The sequence below is a fragment of the Rhodococcus sp. NPDC057297 genome (assembly GCF_042667435.1).
GTDB lineage: Bacteria > Actinomycetota > Actinomycetes > Mycobacteriales > Mycobacteriaceae > Rhodococcoides.
On sequence record NZ_JBHUZE010000003.1, the window covers coordinates 446,472 to 463,017 of the forward strand.

Below are 16,546 nucleotides of genomic sequence, written 5' to 3' on the forward strand. Positions count from 1 at the left end.
TGCACCACCATGTGTTGTCGGTGACCTCTCCCGCGCACCGGGCCCTCTGAGCGCCCTTCGCTTCTTTCGCCACACATCCAGTACGGCTGCACCGACCACGGTCTCGGCGCGGACGGGCCATGCGGCTCGCCGTCGAAACGTCCGCGGCCATCATGAATCGAGGACAGACATGACCACTGTGGAAACCACGGTTTCACTCACGCTCGACAAGTTCGGCCCGAGTTTCGGTGCCGAGGTGATCGGGCTCGATGTGGCGTCGGCGTCCGATGCGCACATTCGAGCGGTGCGCGACGCACTGGTCGAGCACAAGGTTCTGGTACTGCGCGGGCAGTCCCTCGACGATGCGGGGCAGATCGATTTCGGTCGACGGCTCGGCGAGCTGACGGCGGGGCATCCGGTGCACGACAGTGGTCATGTCGCTGCCGAGGTCTATGCCCTCGACAGTCAGGACAACGGGTTTGCGGACATCTGGCACACGGACGTGACGTTCATGGAGCGTCCGCCGATGGGGTCGATTCTGCGGCCCGTCGTCCTCCCTCCGCACGGGGGTGACACCAACTGGGCGGACAGTCAGCTCGCCTACGAGTCGTTGGCTGCGCCGGTGCGGCAGATGATCGACCAGCTGACCGCGGTGCACGACGGTAACCGCGAGTTCGGCTACTACCTCGCGCAGAAGCGAGGAGGCAAGGGCAACGTCTGGGACGGCAAAGAGGTGACTGCGCTGGTACCCGTCGAGCATCCGGTTGTTCGGGTGCACCCGGAGACCGGTCGCAAGGGCATTTTCGTCAACCCTGGTTTCACGTCGCACATCGTCGGTGTCTCCGAGGCGGAGAGTCGGGGCATCCTCGACTTCCTGTACGCGCATCTGACCAAGCCGGAGCACGTGGTGCGTCACCGCTGGCGTCTCGGTGACCTGGTGCTGTGGGACAACCGGAGCACCTCGCACTACGCCAACCGTGATTACGGCACCGAGCACCGCAAGATGCACCGCATCACCCTGCGCGGCGACATTCCGGTCGGACCCCAGCAGCACTAGAGGTTTGCCGGGCGGGGAAGATTGTCGCCATGGCGTCGTGGCGTGAACGTAGGCAACAGTGGGTCGACAGTCGTGAGGAAGCGCAGAACAACGCGTCTGCAGCAGCTGCCGCGTCGGGTGAACGCCGCCCGCCGAACGCGTGGCCGTTTCTGATCGCCGTCGGCATCGTCGTCGTGCTGCTCGCCGGAATCTTTCTCGCGGCTCGGTTCGCTCCCGCCGAGGACAACGTCACTCAGGCTCAGTTGCTCACCGACAGCATCACCGAGTTCGTCGACGCCCAGAACGAGGGCGACGCCGACGCTCTGCGCGCCGTCACCTGTGACGAGCAGGTGAGCAGCCTCGTCACCGGGTCCGATCAGGACTACACCGACGCTCGGGTTGCCGATGTGGAGGAGAACGGCAAACTTGTGGTCGACGGGGCTCCCAGTGAGTACGAGATCAACGGTGACCGCGGGGTCGTCACGGTGCCGACGAAGTTCGAGAAGACCGGGGCTACGTCGAGCGAGGTGTGGAAGTTCGTCCGCGTCGACGACAAATGGCTGGTGTGCAACGTATGAAAGGCTTGATCCGTGACTTACGCAGGTGACATAACCCCGGAGGCGGCCTGGGAGCTGCTTCGTGACAATCCCGAGGCAGTTCTGGTCGACGTCCGCACGCACGCCGAGTGGCAGTACGTCGGCGTCCCGGACACGTCGTCGATCGAGCGGCCCACTCACCTGATCGAGTGGGTGAGCTACCCGAACGGCGCGCGGAACGAGAACTTCGTCGATCAGCTGAAGGAAGCCGGTGTCGACGGCGAGCGCCCGGTGGTGTTCCTGTGCCGCTCCGGTCAGCGTTCCATCGGTGCGGCGGAGGCCGCGACGGCCGCGGGTATCGGCCCGTCCTACAACGTGCTCGACGGTTTCGAGGGTGCAACCGACGCCGACGGTCACCGCGGCGTCGTCGGGTGGCGTGCAGTAGGACTTCCGTGGAGGCAGCAGTGAGCGAGCAGAGGATTCCGGGCCTGCCCAAGGGCGGAGGCTTCGACAAGAAGCTGCCTGACGGTGTGGGGCAGGGAACGCTGGGTGTTCGCGGCGGGTTGATGAGGTCCGGGTTCGACGAGAATGCGGAAGCGTTGTATCTGTCGTCGGGCTTCGTCTACGAGAGCGCAGGTGCGGCCGAGCAGGCGTTCACCGGGGAGATCGATCATTTCGTCTACTCGCGGTACGGCAATCCGACGGTCAAGATGTTCGAGGAGCGACTGCGGTTGATCGAGGGCGCCGAGGCGTGCTTCGGTACCTCCAGCGGTATGTCGGCGGTGTTCACGGCCCTCGGTGCGCTGTTGAAGGCGGGTGACCGTCTGGTGGCTGCGCGCAGCTTGTTCGGTTCGTGCTTCGTGGTGTGCAACGAGATCCTCCCGCGGTGGGGCGTCGAGACCGTGTTCGTCGACGGTGAAGACAACGCGCAGTGGGAAGAGGCGCTGTCGGTACCGACGACTGCGGTGTTCTTCGAGACGCCGTCGAACCCGATGCAGTCGCTGGTGGACGTCAGGCGTGTGTCCGAGCTTGCTCACGCGGCGGGCGCAACGGTGGTGTTGGACAACGTGTTCGCGACGCCGTTGCTGCAGAAGAGCTTGGATTTGGGTGCGGATGTGGTGGTGTATTCCGGCACCAAGCACATCGACGGCCAGGGCCGTGTCCTCGGTGGTGCGATTCTCGGTAGCAAGGAGTACATCGAGGGCCCGGTGCAGACGTTGATGCGTCATACCGGCCCTGCGCTGAGCCCGTTCAACGCGTGGACGCTGCTCAAGGGTCTCGAGACCATGCCGGTTCGGGTGCGTCATTCGACGCAGTCGGCGCTCGAGATCGCGACGTTCCTCGAGTCCCATCCTGCGGTGTCGTGGGTGAAATACCCGTTCCTGGAGTCACATCCGCAGCACGAGCTGGCGAAGAGTCAGATGACGGGCGGCGGAACCGTCGTCACGTTCGAGCTCGCTGCTCCCGAGGGTGAAGGCAAGAAGCGTGCGTTCGAGTTGCTCGACGCTCTGCGTGTCGTCGACATCTCCAACAACCTCGGCGACTCGAAGACTCTCATCACGCACCCTGCGACCACGACGCATCGCGCCATGGGGCCGGAAGGCCGTGCTGCAGTGGGTCTTTCCGACGGGGTCGTTCGTATCTCGATCGGCCTGGAGGACACCGAGGATCTCATCGCGGACCTGAAGCAGGCGCTCGGCTGAGCTCAGACGCCGAAGGCGGCCAGTACCGTTCGGAACTTGGCTGTCGTTTCGGCGAGTTCGGCGTCGGGGTCGGATTGGGCGACGATCCCGCCGCCGGCGGTGGCGAGGGCCGAGCGGCCGTCGGCGGCGAGTTCGAGGCCTCGGATGGCCACCATCCATTCACCGTCACCCACGGCGTCGGCCCATCCGACTGCGCCTGCGTAGAAGCCCCGTGGTCCTTCGATCCGCTTGATCGCGTCCATCGCCGCCCGGCGCGGTACGCCCGCGACGGCAGGTGTGGGATGCAGGGCGATCGCCAGATCGAGCGAGGTCGTCGCCGCGTCGCGCAGAGTCCCGGTGATGGGTGTGCTGAGGTGCCACAGTTGCGGGGTGCTGCTGAGCTGCGGTTCCGGCGGGATGTCGAGGTCGCTGCACAGCGGTTCCAGTGCGGACCTGATCTCGTCGACGACGAATCGGTGTTCGGCTTGGTCCTTGGCGCTGGCTGCGAGGCGAGCGGCGATGGCGGCGTCCTCGTCGGGGATGTCGCTGCGCGCAGCGGTTCCGGCGAATGGATGGCATGTCACGGCGCGGCCGTGGCGCCGAATCAACAGCTCCGGGCTCGACCCGACGAGGTACGAGCCCGCATGCTCTGCCCCCGCTGCGGAGAGGTCGACGGCATAGCCGTTTCCCAGGACGTCCTTCTCGACGAGGGTGCCGAGCAGGGCCATGGGGTCGATCGGGGAGTCGGCAAACAATCGGAGCGATCGCGCCAGCACCACTTTCTGCACCGACCCGTCGCGCATGCTGTTCACCAGTGCGCGCACGCGCGCGACGTGTTCCTCCGCAGAAGGGATCTGTTCTCCGACGCGGACCCGGGGCAGCGCAGTCGTGAACGCTCGCCAGGGACCGTCGGTTCGACGCAGTGATGTCGGGTGTGTCAGGGCCACCGGGTCGGCGTCGTCGAACGGCAGGGCACCGACGACGGGCGTTCCACTGCGGACGGCTGCGACGGCGTCGTCCGTCGACGCGTACGCGTTCTCCACTCCGTCTGCTTCGACGTTGTAGGTGCTGCGTGACAGAACGAAGGTCGGTGTACCGGTGGGCGAGGGCGCCATCAGAACGGCGACTGGGTCCGGCCGACGAGATCGGCGACCGAGTTGATCACCTTCGTCGGGCGGAACGGGTAGTTCTCGACGGACGTCTTCGTGGAGATTCCGGTGAGTACCAGAATGGTCTGCAGGCCTGCTTCGAGTCCGGAGAGAACGTCGGTGTCCATGCGGTCACCGATCATCAGCGTGCTTTCGGAGTGACCGCCGATGGCGCGCAGCGCCGAGCGCATCATCAGCGCGTTCGGCTTCCCGACGTAGTATGGCTCTTTGCCGGTTGCCTTGGTGATGAGGGCTGCGACGGACCCCGTCGCGGGCAGGGAGCCTTCTCGCGACGGCCCGGTGGCGTCGGGATTGGTGGCGATGAACCGAGCGCCCTTCTCGACGAGGCGAATGGCGGTGGTGATGGCCTCGAACGAGTAGGTGCGGGTCTCACCGAGCACGACGTAGTCCGGGTTGGAGTCGGTGAGCACGTATCCGATGTCGTGCAGCGCCGTCGTCAGACCTGATTCGCCGACGACGTACGCGCTGCCGCGGGGACGTTGGTTCCCCAGGAAGTTGGCCGTCGCCAGTGCCGACGTCCAGATGGACTTCTCGGGGATGTTCAGGCCGGTGCGTTCGAGCCTCGCGCGCAGGTCGCGGGGTGTGCGGATCGAGTTGTTGGTGAGCACGATGAACGGAATCTCGTTCGCCTGCAGCTCCGCGACGAACGCGTCGGCGCCGGGTATGAGGTGATCCTCGTGGACGAGCACACCGTCCATGTCCATCAGATAGGTCCAACGCTGGGGCTCGTCCTTGTCGCTCACCCCTACAGTCTTCCACTTGCGTGGTCTTTCACTCGAGGGAAGTGCGATCTAGCCGGCTTTCTTCAGGGCCGTGCGCCGCAGGGCCCGTTCGCGGGCGGTCATTCCTCCCCACACTCCGAACGGCTCGTTGGTCGCGAGGGCGAACTGACGGCACTGAACGATGACCGGGCATTGTTCGCACAACATCTTCGCCCTGTTCTCGCGCTGGCGCCGTGCGGTCCTGCCTTCGCCTGACGGGGAGAAGAACACATCGGAGATCGGATCGGAGCCTGCGGAGTCTTCAGTGGTGCCGTGCCCACGGCAAACCGCGTCCAACTGCCACTGCCATGCTGTTGTCGTTGGGGCCATGAACCGATGATGACGTTCCCACAGACCACTGAGAAGGTTTCGAATCATCGAGCGTCTAATGATGAAGTGAGCATCTGGTTACCGATGTGCGGGACGGTGGACATGCTGCCGGTCTACAAGACCGTCCATCTCATAATGCTGGCGCAGCATTGAATTCGGTGATGCCGCCGGCTCATCGGAACGCATGTTCGTCAGAACGGCTGTTCATCGGAACGCATGTTCGTCAGAACGGCTGTTCATCAGAACGGCGGCGGCCGGTAGCGTTCACGCGCGGTCACGACTGCGCGATGTTCGAGGAATCGTTCTCGGAGGAAAATCGCGTCGGCACGTGCCGTGGGGTCTGTCAGTCGCGCGATGTCACCGAGCGACGGCACGTAGGCAGCCCGATCGGTGTCGGCCACGTCGCCGTATTCGCTGTACTCACCGATGTACGTTTCCCACCACGTGGGTGCATACAGCTCGTCGGGCGGATCGCCGGTGGGGGTGGTCGGTCGGGGTGTGCGTGTGCGTTTGTTCTTTCGCGTGGGTACACCGTTGCCCGGGACCATCACCGTGCCGAAGGAGGACGGTGTAATTCTTCGCAGACCGGAGCGCGATGTCCAGAACACACTGTCGCCGTCCAGTTTCGCGGCAGCCCAGAGCTTCATGGTTTTGGCTTGATGGTGAAACGCGCACAGCGGCTGCAGATTCGACGCAACGGTCCACCCACCGGCCAGCGGGTCGGTGTGATCGAACGGAACGACATGGTCGATCTCGCACTGCGCGGCAGGCACACTGCACCCAGGGAACGTACAGGTGCAATGGGTTGCACGCGTCAGCGCGGCCAGCTCGGCCGACGGCCGGTACGTCAGTGCACCGGCAGGGGGTTCGCTGAACCCTCCGTGACCGTCCGGGTGTATCCCGGAGGCAAGCGAGGGGTTTTCGTCGACGGCGGCCAGAAATGCGTCGATGGCAGCCGACAGACGAACATCTCGTCCGGCGCCGTTGCGGCCGGTCCTCGCCTGATTCGGATCGGGAAGTGTGGCGGCTGAACGGGTTCGGCCCCGTGCAACGATGCGGAAGGCTCTCGGCTCACCTGGTGATCCGGTAATGGTGTCAGGCTCGGGTTCGGGTGTCGTGTCACCTGAACTGTCGTCGGCAGCAGCTTTCTGTGCCTTGGCGGCGTCGAGGAATTCGGTGAGAAGTATCTGCCAGCGGGCGTCGCCTGCGATGAGGCGTGCCGTGTCGGGGTCCAGTACGGTACCGTCACCGAGGGTCGCGGGTTCGCTGGCCAAACCGAGCAGTGTTTCCGCGCTGATCAGTATCTGCAGGAGGTGTGGGCGACGCCTCCGACCGAGGTCGCCCGATCCGCGGACAGGGCAATCCTCCCTGCCGCACAGGCACGCGATGGCCTCCTCTCGGTGGATCAAGGCAACCAGAGCATGTCCGCGCAGCTGTCTCGTGGAACGCGGGTCGTGCGCGCAGACCGTGCCTGCGATCTCGTCGAGAACCGAATTGCATTCCACGCCTTCGAGAGCGGTCATCTTCGCGAACAGAGTGGCCATTCCGTCGGCGCCGTGCTTGATCGACGCGCATCGTTCTTCCGATTCTGCTGCCTTGCGTGCCGCCAGTGCTTCCGCCTCGTTGTAGTCGAACCAGTGCGCCCAGATGCGCTCGCGCAATCGACGGATACTGCACCGAAGTGCGGAGGCCAGAACATCTGCTTCGATCCCGCGGACGGTGTTGTCGCTCGCTTTCGACAGCACGAGCGCGACGGTGCGAACCCGCTGATAGTCGATGTCGCCCACTCTGAATGCGTCGAGGATGGCCGGGAGTCGCTCCTCCAATTCCCTGCCCACGATCAGTCTCTCGCGAGTCGCTGTGCGCGACAGTGCAAGAGCCACCGAGGCCTCGCATTCGACGGCTCGCTGCGCGAGTGTCACGTCCGCTTCGCCGCCCTGGCTGTGGATGTCCGCCTCGGTGGCCAGCCTGAACTCTCCGAGTGCGTACAGGGTGCGGATCAGTTCGGCCGAAGCTCGGTTTTCTGCCCTGCGTGACTCCGCAAGGCCATCGAGAATATCCGCCGCAGACGCGTCGGCCTCACTCCGTACCCGCTCTTCGATGCCCCCCGGCTTCCCCATGGCTTCGAATGTACTCGAACATTTGTTCGATTGCAATACACTCCGAACAATCCGTCTTCCTGGATGCAAGATTTGTAATCAGGGTGATTCGAACCCGAACATCAAGCGCCGCTACATAAATGGGTTGTACTGACTTGACGGTTGCACTGTCGAGCGCATACATTCCTGTCACCATCCAGAGCGACCGAGACTGGGCCATTGGTCGTTCCGCAGGCTCCACTCCCGTCTTGGCTCTACGACGTCGCAGCAGCCCCCTGCCTCCGGCAGGTGTGGGTGCTACCGCCAGGACCGATGGAGGACACATGAACAGCGCACCGCTGTACCGGACCGAGTGGCGTCGTCTGCACGTCGACCTGTGCCGTATCGCGACGTACTGCTGTAGCTAGCGCGCTACCCGCATCGCACCACCCCTCGCTCTACTTACCTCGGCAAAGGTTTCGATCATGCATGCTCACACCCGGTGGATCCGGTGACTCAATTGGACGCGCGGCCCGCCGCCGCAGAACCGACCGTCGACGACGAAGATCTGATCGTCGCCAAGAAATGGCACCCGTGGCGCTGGATCGTCAGCGTGGTGGTTCTCGTACTCGTGGCGCAGTTCGTCCACGGTCTGGCCACCAACCCGGGCTGGGATTGGACGACGTTCGCTCAGTACTTCACGGCGGCGTCGGTCATGTCCGCGCTGTGGTTGACGATTCAGCTGACGTTCTGGGGCACGCTGATCGGGTTCGCGATCGGTATCGGTCTTGCTGTCGCTCGGTTGTCCAACAACCCTGTTCTGCAGGTCATTTCGTGGTTCTACATCTGGGCGTTCAGGTCCATTCCGCTGATCGTGCAGCTTCTGTTCTGGTTCAACATCGCGTACCTGTATCAGACATTGACGCTCGGAATTCCCTTCGGTCCTGCGTTCTTCGAGTTCAACGTCAACAACGTCATCAGTGGATCGACGGCCGCGATCATCGGTCTTGCTCTTCATCAGGCTGCGTACTCGGCCGAGATCGTCCGTGCCGGCATCATCTCGGTGGACCAGGGTCAACTCGAAGCCGCTGCCGCGCTGGGTATTCCGAAGCGGCGCGAGTTCTTCAAGATCGTTCTGCCACAGGCGATGCGGGGCATCCTGCCGAATGCCGCCAACGAGGTGATCAGCCTCTTCAAGGGGACCTCGATCGTGTCCGTCATGGCGATCGCCGAGCTGTTCTATCAGGTGCAGGTCATCTACGGCCGTAACGGCCGCGTCGTTCCGCTGCTCATGGTCGCGACGGTCTGGTACATCATCTTGACCTCGGTTCTGTCCGTAGTGCAGTTCTACGTCGAACGGCACTACGCCAAAGGCGCGGTGCGGACCATTCCCCTGACGCCGATCCAGAAGATTCGCAAGCGGGTTGCCGAGATCACCGCACCGCCGCGCGGAGGAGCTACGCGATGACGACGCTCGACGCCACCACGCCCACCGAGAACAGCAAGTACGCCGTCGAGGTCCGGGGCGTGCACAAGTCCTACGGACCACTCGAGGTCCTCAAGGGTGTCGACCTCGTCGTCCGGCCCGGTGAGGTGACGGTGATCATCGGTCCCTCCGGATCGGGCAAGTCGACGCTGTTACGCAGCCTCAACCACCTCGAGAAGGTCGATCAGGGAACGGTCCGTGTCGACGGCGACCTCGTCGGATACCGTCGTCGGGGCAACAAACTGCACGAGCTCAGCAACAAGGACATCCTGAAGCAGCGCTCGCAGATCGGTTTCGTGTTCCAGAACTTCAATCTGTTTCCGCACCTGACCGTTCTCGAGAACGTGCTCGAAGCTCCGGTGTCCGCGCAGAAGCGCAAGCGTGTCGACGTGGAACCCGAGGCGCTCGCCCTTCTCGAGCGCGTCGGGTTGAAGGACAAGGCACACGACTATCCACGACGCCTGTCGGGCGGGCAGCAGCAGCGTGTGGCGATCGCACGCGCACTTGCTCTGCGTCCCAAAGTGATTCTGTTCGACGAACCGACGTCGGCCCTCGACCCCGAGCTGGTCGGAGAGGTACTCGAAGTCATCCGAGGACTGGCCCGTGAAGGCGCGACCCTGGTGATCGTGACCCACGAGGTCGGATTCGCCAAGGAAATCGCCGACACCGTCGTCTTCATGGATGCCGGGCAGGTCGTCGAACAAGGCACTCCTTCCGAACTGCTCGACAATCCACAGGAACCGCGCACCAAAGCTTTTCTCGCGCACGTTCTCTAGACCTCCACACCCACACAACACAAGGAACAACCATGCCCAGATTCAACCGGGGACTTATTGTCCTCGCGTCTGCACTCTCTGCTGCGGCCGTGACCCTCACCGCATGCAGCGAGCCGGCGGCGGAATCCGAGGTGGTGACCGAGACAGGTCAGACCTTCGATCTCTCGCCGGAGCAGGAAGGCCGCGTCCACGCCGACAAGGTGGACGACATCGCAGCCAAGGTTCCGCAGGCGATCCGTGACAGCGGCGTGCTGACCATCGCCGGAACATCCGGAACTGCCCCGCCGCTGCGCTTCTACGCCACCGACGACACCACCGTCGTCGGATCCGAGGTCGACTTCGGCATCCTCATTGCCGACATCCTGGGATTGAAGCCCGAGATCACCGTCGCCGACTGGGCGCAGAACTTCGTCAAGATCGACTCGGGCGAGAACGATGTCTTCATCTCGAACGTCACGGTCACCGAGGAGCGCAAGGACAAGTACGACTTCGCGACGTACCGTCTGGACAACCTCGCGTTCGAGACGCAGAAGGACACGGACTGGACTGTCGACAAGCGAGAGGACATCGCGGGCAAAAAGATCGGTGTCGGATCGGGTACCAACCAGGAGCAGCTGCTGGTGGAGTGGAACGAGGCCAACATCGCCGACGGGTTGGCTCCGGCCGAGATCGCCTACTACCAGAACACGTCCGACTATTACCTCGCACTGTCTTCCGGTCGCATCGACGGCTACGTCGGGCCGAACCCGAGCGCTGTCTATCACGCTGCCACCAGTGGCGAGAGCAAGATCATCGGCACGGTCTCCGGAGCAGGCGACGCTTTGCAGGGGGAGATCGCCGTGACGACGAAGAAGGACAACGGGCTCATCGAGGCCGTGCAGGAGGCGATCGACCATGCGATCGAGACCGGTGATTACCAGAAGGTCATCGACCGGTGGGGCCTGAAGGACGAGGCAGTCACCGAATCGGTCGTCAACCCGCCGGGTCTGCCGCGCAAGGCTGGATAATCGGTACATGAACGTAGTAGTCGTCGGTGGCGGAGTGATCGGTGCGGCGTCCGCCTGGGTGCTCGCACGGCGTGGCCACCGTGTCACCCTGCTGGAACAATTCGCGCCGGGCCATCGTAACGGCGCGTCACACGGAACTTCCCGCATCTTCCGTCATGCCTACGCCGACGACTACTACGTCGACCTCGCCGCGCGTGCGTACACACTGTGGCGAAAGCTCGAAAACGACACCGCTACAGAGCTACTGACGCTCACGGGCGCCGTCGATCACGGTGCACCCGTCATCGTGACTCCGCGCGTCGAGGCGCTCGCGAAGGCCGGGCTGGCGAGCGAGGTCCTCGAACCGCGTGAGGCACAGAAGCGTTGGGCAGGGCTGAAATTCGACACAACCGTGCTTTATCACCCGGACGCCGGGCGGTTGCACGCCGACCGTAGTGTGGCCGCGTTCACCGCTGCGGCTGCCGCCCTCGGGGCGAGAATCGAGTACGGCAGTCCGGTGCGCAGCATCTCCGCGAGCGAGGTGTCCACCGACGCGCACACCTACGTGGCCGACCACATCGTGGTCGCCGCAGGTGCCTGGACGTCGAAGGTAGTCGACTCGCACGTCACCCTGCCCGAACTGGTCACCACACAGGAACAACCCGCACACTTCCTACCGACCATCTCGGCCGACTGGCCGAGCTTCATCCACCACCCCGGCGCCGAACTCGACGGTGAGGGGATCTACGGTCTGCAGGGCGAAGAGGGCGTCAAGATCGGCGAACACGGAACCGGACCGATCGTCGATCCCGACACGCGAGATTTCGTCGCTCGCGAGGACGGTGTCGACCGACTGCAGACGTATGCCCGCACCTGGCTGCCCGGCGTCGACGCCGAATCAGCCGACCCTCTGACCTGCCTGTACACCACAACGCCCGACTCCAATTTCGTCGTCGACCGTGTCGGGAACCTGACCGTCGCCGGTGGATTCTCCGGACACGGCTTCAAATTCGCGCCTGCGATCGGCGAGCTCGTCGCGGACCTGGTCGACGGTGGGACGTCCGAGACACCCTTGTTCCGGCTGGGAGCTCGACAGATTTCCTAGCAATCGGGAATGGAACAGCACCGGTCCCGGTTCGTACAACTGAAAACACCATCCAGACCATCCAGAGCGACCGAGAGACCTTGGCTCGACGACGTCGCAGCAACCATCACGCCGTGTGCGTGCGGGTGCTCCCGCCAGGACCGATGGAGGAGAAACATGACAACCTCGCTGGGAACCACAGCACTGCAGTTCGTTGCCGTCCACCAGACCGATCCGCTGGCGGCGCCGCTGATCGAGGAGCTGGCACTCGAGTATTCGAGCCGGTACGACACCACGCCGGGGCAGATGTACAGCGAGTTGACGTCGTATCCGGCCGACGAGTTCGAGCCACCGGGCGGTGCGCTGGTGGTGGCGATCGCCGAAGGTGTTCCGGTGGCCGGGGGAGCTTTTCGTCAGTACGACGCCACCACTGCGGAATTGAAACGCATCTGGACGTCGGCCTCGCATCGTAAGAGGGGTTACGGGAAACTCGTCGTTGCGGAACTCGAGCGTATCGCGTCCGAGCGGGGCTACCGCCGTGTCTACCTGACCACTGGTTGGAATCAGCCCGAGGCTGTTGCGCTGTACCTGTCCACCGGGTACACAGCCCTCTACGATCGGTCGCTGCCCTCGGCGGACGTCGGCGTTCATCCGTTCGAGAAGTCCTTGGGCTGTGAGGGCGCAGAATGAACTTTCTGCCGATGAGCCCGATGACTCACCGCCGGACCCCCGTCGGCCGCTGGTTTCCGACAGTTCTCCGAAAGAGGTTCTGATATGAGCATTTTCGCCCTCGGTATCGAACTGGACGGGGAGGGAACGCATCCAGCGGCATGGCGTCGGGCGGCGCACGTACCGAGCGAATCCCTGTCCGGTCGAGTGCTCGGCCGCCGCGTCGCTGCCGCGGAGAACGCAGGATTCACGTTCGCGACGTTCGACGACTCCATCGTGGCTCCCACCGGGGACGTGAGCGCCCGGGTCGACGCCGTCAACCGCGCGTCGTTCGTTGCTGCGACCACGTCGACGATCGGGTTGGTTCCCGTCGTCGGGACCACCTACGCAGAGCCGTTCCACACCGCCTCGCAGCTCGCCACGCTGGACTACGCGTCCCGTGGCCGCGGCGGATGGATTCCGGTGCGGGTCGACGACGCTGCTGCGGCGCGGGCGTGGGGCCGTCCCCTCGTCGAGTCTGCGGTGGACCTGGACCGCGAACAGGCGGACACCATCACCGTCGTACGGCAGTTGTGGGATTCGTGGGAGGACGATGCCGTTGTGCGTGACGTCGCGACCGGACGCTTCCTGGACCGAGACAAGCTGCACTACGTGGACTTCGAGGGCGAGAGCTTCTCGGTGAAGGGCCCGGCGATCGTGCCGAGGCCGCCGCAGGGGCAGTTGGTCGTCTTCGGTACCGAAGACGACCGGGATCAGGTCGACGTCGTGCTCGAGTCGAACGAGAGCACACACCGCGGCGACGGGCTCACGTTCCTCGAACTGGACGTCACGCTCGACGCGTCCGGCGTCACGGCGTCCGAACGTACGGAGCTGTTGAATTCGCAGGGGAGTGCGCCGACGAGCGGACGGCGCGAATACGTCGGTGACGCGGCCGGATTGGTGAACCTTCTGACCGACATCGCAACGCGATACGACGGCGTTCGCCTGTTTCCGACCGTCGTCGACGAGGACCTTCCGGCCCTCGCGCGCTACGTCATACCGCCGCTGTTGAAGTCAGGTGTTGCACATCGACCCGTACCCGGATCGACGTTGCGCGCCAACCTCGGACTGACTCGGCCCGCCAACCGCTACGAAAGGGTCTGACATGAGCCCGTACCGCCCCGACGCCCAGGTTCACTTCGGTGTCTTCTTCCAAGGCGTCAATCACACCACCATCTGGTCGGATTCGGCCAGCGGTTCGCAGATCGACTTCGAGACGTTCCGTCGGATGATCACGACCGCGGAACGGGGACTGTTCGACGCGTTCTTCCTCGGTGAAGGCCTGCGCCTGCGCGAGCAGGAAGGCAAGATACTCGACCTGGACATCGCGGGCCGTCCCGACGCGATCGCGCAATTGTCCGCGTTGGCCGGCATCACGTCTCGGATCGGCCTGGTCGCGACTCAGAACACGACGTACAACGAGCCGGGTGATCTCGCGCGTCGTCTGGCCGGCCTGGATGTTCTGTCCGACGGCCGGGCGGGATGGAATGCCGTCACCACCGACAATGCGTGGACGGGTGAGAACTTCCGGCGCGGCGGCTTTCTCGACCACGAACTGCGTTACGAGCGAGCCGGACAGTTCATCCGGACTGCCCGTGCCATCTGGGATTCCTGGTCGGACAACGCACTCGCGACCTCGCGTGACAGCCAGTACTGGGCCGAGAAGAACGCCGTCCAGCGGGTGTCGAGAACGACGTCCCAGTTCGACCTCGAGCTCGATGCGACTCTGCCACGCAGCGCGCAGGGGCATCCCGTCATCTTCCAAGCCGGTGACTCGTCGACCGGTCGCGATTTCGCTGCTGCGAACGCCGACGTCATCTTCTCTCGACACGGAACCGATTTCGACGAGGCACTGACCTTCGCCGACGACATCCGCGCCCGGCTCCGCGCCGCGGGTCGTCCGGAGGACGACATCAAGATTCTTCCCGGTACTCAGATCGTGTTGGCGGAGAACGCGTCCGAGGTGGAGGAGAAGGAGCGGTGGGTTCGGGAGGGACAGTTCACCGGTCCGACCGCGCTGTCGCTCGTCGGCCTCGTCTGGGGCAAGGATCTGTCCGATCGCGACCCGGACGGGCCGTTGCCCTCCGAGGATCCGGTATCGGCGCCGATCTCCGGAACCCGGGGTGCGTTCCGCGACGGCAAGGATCCCAACGCCATCGCCAAGGAGTGGCGCGCATTGGCCGAGGCCAAGAACCTCTCGCTACGCGAGGTCGCCATCGAGACGACGGCGCGCTCCGGGTTCGCCGGTACGCCAGGGCAGGTCGCCGACGAGCTCACGAAATGGGTCCGCGAAGGAGCGACGGACGGATTCAACATCTCGCCGTACATCGTCCCCGGTGGCCTCGACGAGATCGTCGACTGGCTGGTTCCGGAACTGCAGGAGCGCGGTGCGTACCGGACCGAGTACACGGAGACCACGTTGCGTGGTCATCTCGGTCTTCGCGAACCGTTGACGTGGAGAAAGACCGGTGAGACCGATAGCAGCGCTGCAGGCTGATCTCGAGCAGCAACGAACCGGTGTCTCGCGAAAGGACGTATACGTCTGCGCGGCAGCGGGGTTCACCACCCTTCTGGACTCCGCGGTTCTGAGTATCGGCGTGCCCGCGATCCGGTCGTCACTGGATGCGGGCACGTCCGAGGTTCAATGGATTCTGGCGAGTTACTCCCTGACGTTCGGTCTCGCGCTGGTACCGGCGGGCAGGCTGGGCGACGTCATCGGGCGACGACGGTTGTTCCTCGCAGGACTCGGTGTGTTCTCCGTCATGGGCCTGATCGGGGCAGGTGCGGCCGAGCCGTGGATGATCGTCGCAGCGCGGCTGGGACAGGGGATAGGTGCCGGCACCGTCAGCTCGCAGGTTCTGGGCATCATCACCGATCGGTACAGTGGCCGCGAACGCGCGAAGGCACTCGGTGTCTACAGCACGGCGGGCGGCCTGGCAGGCCTCTGTGGTCCGATCCTCGGCGGAACGCTTCTCGGCGTTGCCGATCCAGACGTCGGCTGGCGCCTGCTGTTGCTGCTCAACGTCCCGTTCGCCGTAGCGACCCTGATCGCGGGTTCCCTGTGGCTACGCAGGGATTCCAGTAGACGCTCCGGCGCCAGCATCGACGTGCTCGGCCTCCTCGCACTCGGTGTCGCGACGCTGCTGCTGTTGCTGCCCATGGTGTCTTCGCTCGGCGCGGTGTTCTCGACCCTGTCGGTGGTCGGATCCGTGGGACTGCTGGTGGGCTTCTGGTTCTGGGAGAAGCGTTTCGCGTCGAGGGGCGGCACACCCGTTCTCCTGCCTGCACTGCTGGCCGCCAAGGGATACACGCTGGGGACGGCCGTTGCGATGTTCTGGTTCGGCGCCGTGCTGGCGCTGCAGGCGGTGCTGAGTCTCTACCTCATCGAGGGCCTGGGATACCCCGCGCTGCAGGCCGCTCTGATCATGGTCGGCAGTTCGATTCTGATGGCGGTGACGTCTGCGTTCGGATGGAGGGTCGTAGCGAAGTTCGGCCGGAGTGCCGTGGTCGGTGCGATCGTGCTCGAACTGTTCGTGGTGGCCGGCTACATCGGCGTGATCGCATACCTGCCCCGGGGTGCGACGGTACCGGCGTTCGTCGTGCTCGCGGTGTTGTCCGGCGTGGCAAGTGGATTCGTGGACGCACCGAATCGCGCGATGACGCTCGAGTACTCGCCTCCCCAGGCCAACGGCGTCGCGGCCGGATTTCTGCAACTGTCCCAACGACTTTCGGCAACAATTTCCCTCGCCGCGGTGCCGGGTATCTACCTGGGGGTGCTCGCGGCCGACGACACCGACTTCGGGCGTGCGGCAGGCCTCGGACTCGGGGTCAGTGGCATGATGCTGATCGGGTCTCTCGTATGTGCAGTGACGGACAGCAGGCGTAGAGCTGATCGGAGACAGCAGTGACACGAACAGAAGCGACACGAACTGAAG

At 64.4% G+C, this 16,546-nt stretch carries 16 protein-coding genes; 12 read left to right on the plus strand and 4 right to left on the minus strand.

The genetic code is table 11. The features are described 5' to 3' along the window. Nucleotides 1-169 precede the first annotated feature (169 nt). From ACFULT_RS12105 to ACFULT_RS12120, 4 genes are read left to right on the plus strand one after another with little or no spacing between them, the layout of a single operon-like run. Nucleotides 170-1,036 carry a TauD/TfdA family dioxygenase gene (locus ACFULT_RS12105; RefSeq protein ID WP_019663192.1) on the plus strand — a complete coding sequence of 289 codons (867 nt, stop codon included), beginning with the start codon at nucleotides 170-172 and terminating at the stop codon, nucleotides 1,034-1,036. Nucleotides 1,037-1,065: 29 nt separating this feature from the next. Further along, nucleotides 1,066-1,593, plus strand: coding sequence for a hypothetical protein (locus ACFULT_RS12110; protein WP_019663193.1), 528 nt, complete (start codon nucleotides 1,066-1,068; stop codon nucleotides 1,591-1,593). Nucleotides 1,594-1,605: 12 nt separating this feature from the next. Beyond that, nucleotides 1,606-2,019 carry a rhodanese-like domain-containing protein gene (locus tag ACFULT_RS12115; RefSeq protein WP_019663194.1) on the plus strand — a complete coding sequence of 138 codons (414 nt, stop codon included), beginning with the start codon at nucleotides 1,606-1,608 and terminating at the stop codon, nucleotides 2,017-2,019. Nucleotides 2,020-2,030: 11 nt separating this feature from the next. Next, the gene (locus tag ACFULT_RS12120; protein ID WP_170945256.1) at nucleotides 2,031-3,254 is read left to right on the plus strand and encodes an O-succinylhomoserine sulfhydrylase; all 1,224 of its coding nucleotides are present in this window, start codon (nucleotides 2,031-2,033) and stop codon (nucleotides 3,252-3,254) included. Nucleotides 3,255-3,256: 2 nt separating this feature from the next. Here the strand turns inward: ACFULT_RS12120 and ACFULT_RS12125 are convergent, their stop codons facing one another. From ACFULT_RS12125 to ACFULT_RS12140, 4 genes are all read right to left on the minus strand, one after another. Beyond that, nucleotides 3,257-4,348: an isochorismate synthase MenF gene (locus tag ACFULT_RS12125; protein ID WP_019663196.1), complete on the minus strand. Its 1,092-nt coding sequence runs from the start codon at nucleotides 4,346-4,348 to the stop codon at nucleotides 3,257-3,259. After that, nucleotides 4,348-5,106, minus strand: coding sequence for an HAD-IIA family hydrolase (locus ACFULT_RS12130; RefSeq protein WP_371828087.1), 759 nt, complete (start codon nucleotides 5,104-5,106; stop codon nucleotides 4,348-4,350). The genes ACFULT_RS12125 and ACFULT_RS12130 overlap by 1 nt, the downstream gene beginning before the upstream one ends. Nucleotides 5,107-5,193: 87 nt before the next feature. Beyond that, nucleotides 5,194-5,493, minus strand: coding sequence for a WhiB family transcriptional regulator (locus ACFULT_RS12135; protein WP_378481560.1), 300 nt, complete (start codon nucleotides 5,491-5,493; stop codon nucleotides 5,194-5,196). Between the two features lie 239 nt (nucleotides 5,494-5,732). Beyond that, a complete protein-coding gene (locus tag ACFULT_RS12140; RefSeq protein ID WP_378481561.1) occupies nucleotides 5,733-7,613 on the minus strand; it encodes a DUF222 domain-containing protein in 1,881 nt (626 codons plus the stop codon). 460 nt (nucleotides 7,614-8,073) lie between these two features. Between ACFULT_RS12140 and ACFULT_RS12145 the strand changes: the two genes are divergently transcribed. From ACFULT_RS12145 to ACFULT_RS12180, 8 genes are all read left to right on the plus strand, one after another. Beyond that, nucleotides 8,074-9,039 (plus strand): amino acid ABC transporter permease, encoded by a 966-nt coding sequence (locus ACFULT_RS12145; RefSeq protein WP_019663201.1) that lies wholly within the window; start codon nucleotides 8,074-8,076, stop codon nucleotides 9,037-9,039. After that, nucleotides 9,036-9,833: an amino acid ABC transporter ATP-binding protein gene (locus ACFULT_RS12150; protein WP_378481562.1), complete on the plus strand. Its 798-nt coding sequence runs from the start codon at nucleotides 9,036-9,038 to the stop codon at nucleotides 9,831-9,833. The genes ACFULT_RS12145 and ACFULT_RS12150 overlap by 4 nt, the downstream gene beginning before the upstream one ends. 32 nt (nucleotides 9,834-9,865) lie before the next feature. Continuing rightward, nucleotides 9,866-10,840 carry an ABC transporter substrate-binding protein gene (locus ACFULT_RS12155; protein WP_026347448.1) on the plus strand — a complete coding sequence of 325 codons (975 nt, stop codon included), beginning with the start codon at nucleotides 9,866-9,868 and terminating at the stop codon, nucleotides 10,838-10,840. Between the two features lie 7 nt (nucleotides 10,841-10,847). Continuing rightward, complete coding sequence (locus ACFULT_RS12160; RefSeq protein ID WP_378481563.1) at nucleotides 10,848-11,924, plus strand: FAD-dependent oxidoreductase; 1,077 nt, start codon at nucleotides 10,848-10,850, stop codon at nucleotides 11,922-11,924. A gap of 156 nt (nucleotides 11,925-12,080) precedes the next feature. Beyond that, complete coding sequence (locus ACFULT_RS12165) at nucleotides 12,081-12,593, plus strand: GNAT family N-acetyltransferase (protein ID WP_378481564.1); 513 nt, start codon at nucleotides 12,081-12,083, stop codon at nucleotides 12,591-12,593. 84 nt (nucleotides 12,594-12,677) lie between these two features. Beyond that, a complete protein-coding gene (locus tag ACFULT_RS12170) occupies nucleotides 12,678-13,715 on the plus strand; it encodes an LLM class flavin-dependent oxidoreductase (protein ID WP_378481565.1) in 1,038 nt (345 codons plus the stop codon). A gap of 1 nt (nucleotide 13,716) precedes the next feature. Further along, entirely contained in the window at nucleotides 13,717-15,108 is a 1,392-nt protein-coding gene (locus ACFULT_RS12175; RefSeq protein ID WP_019663208.1) for an NtaA/DmoA family FMN-dependent monooxygenase, read from the plus strand. After that, nucleotides 15,080-16,519, plus strand: a complete 1,440-nt coding sequence (locus ACFULT_RS12180) for an MFS transporter (protein ID WP_033190172.1) — start codon at nucleotides 15,080-15,082, stop codon at nucleotides 16,517-16,519. Before ACFULT_RS12175 ends, ACFULT_RS12180 begins: the two co-directional genes overlap by 29 nt. The last annotated feature ends 27 nt before the right edge of the window (nucleotides 16,520-16,546 follow it).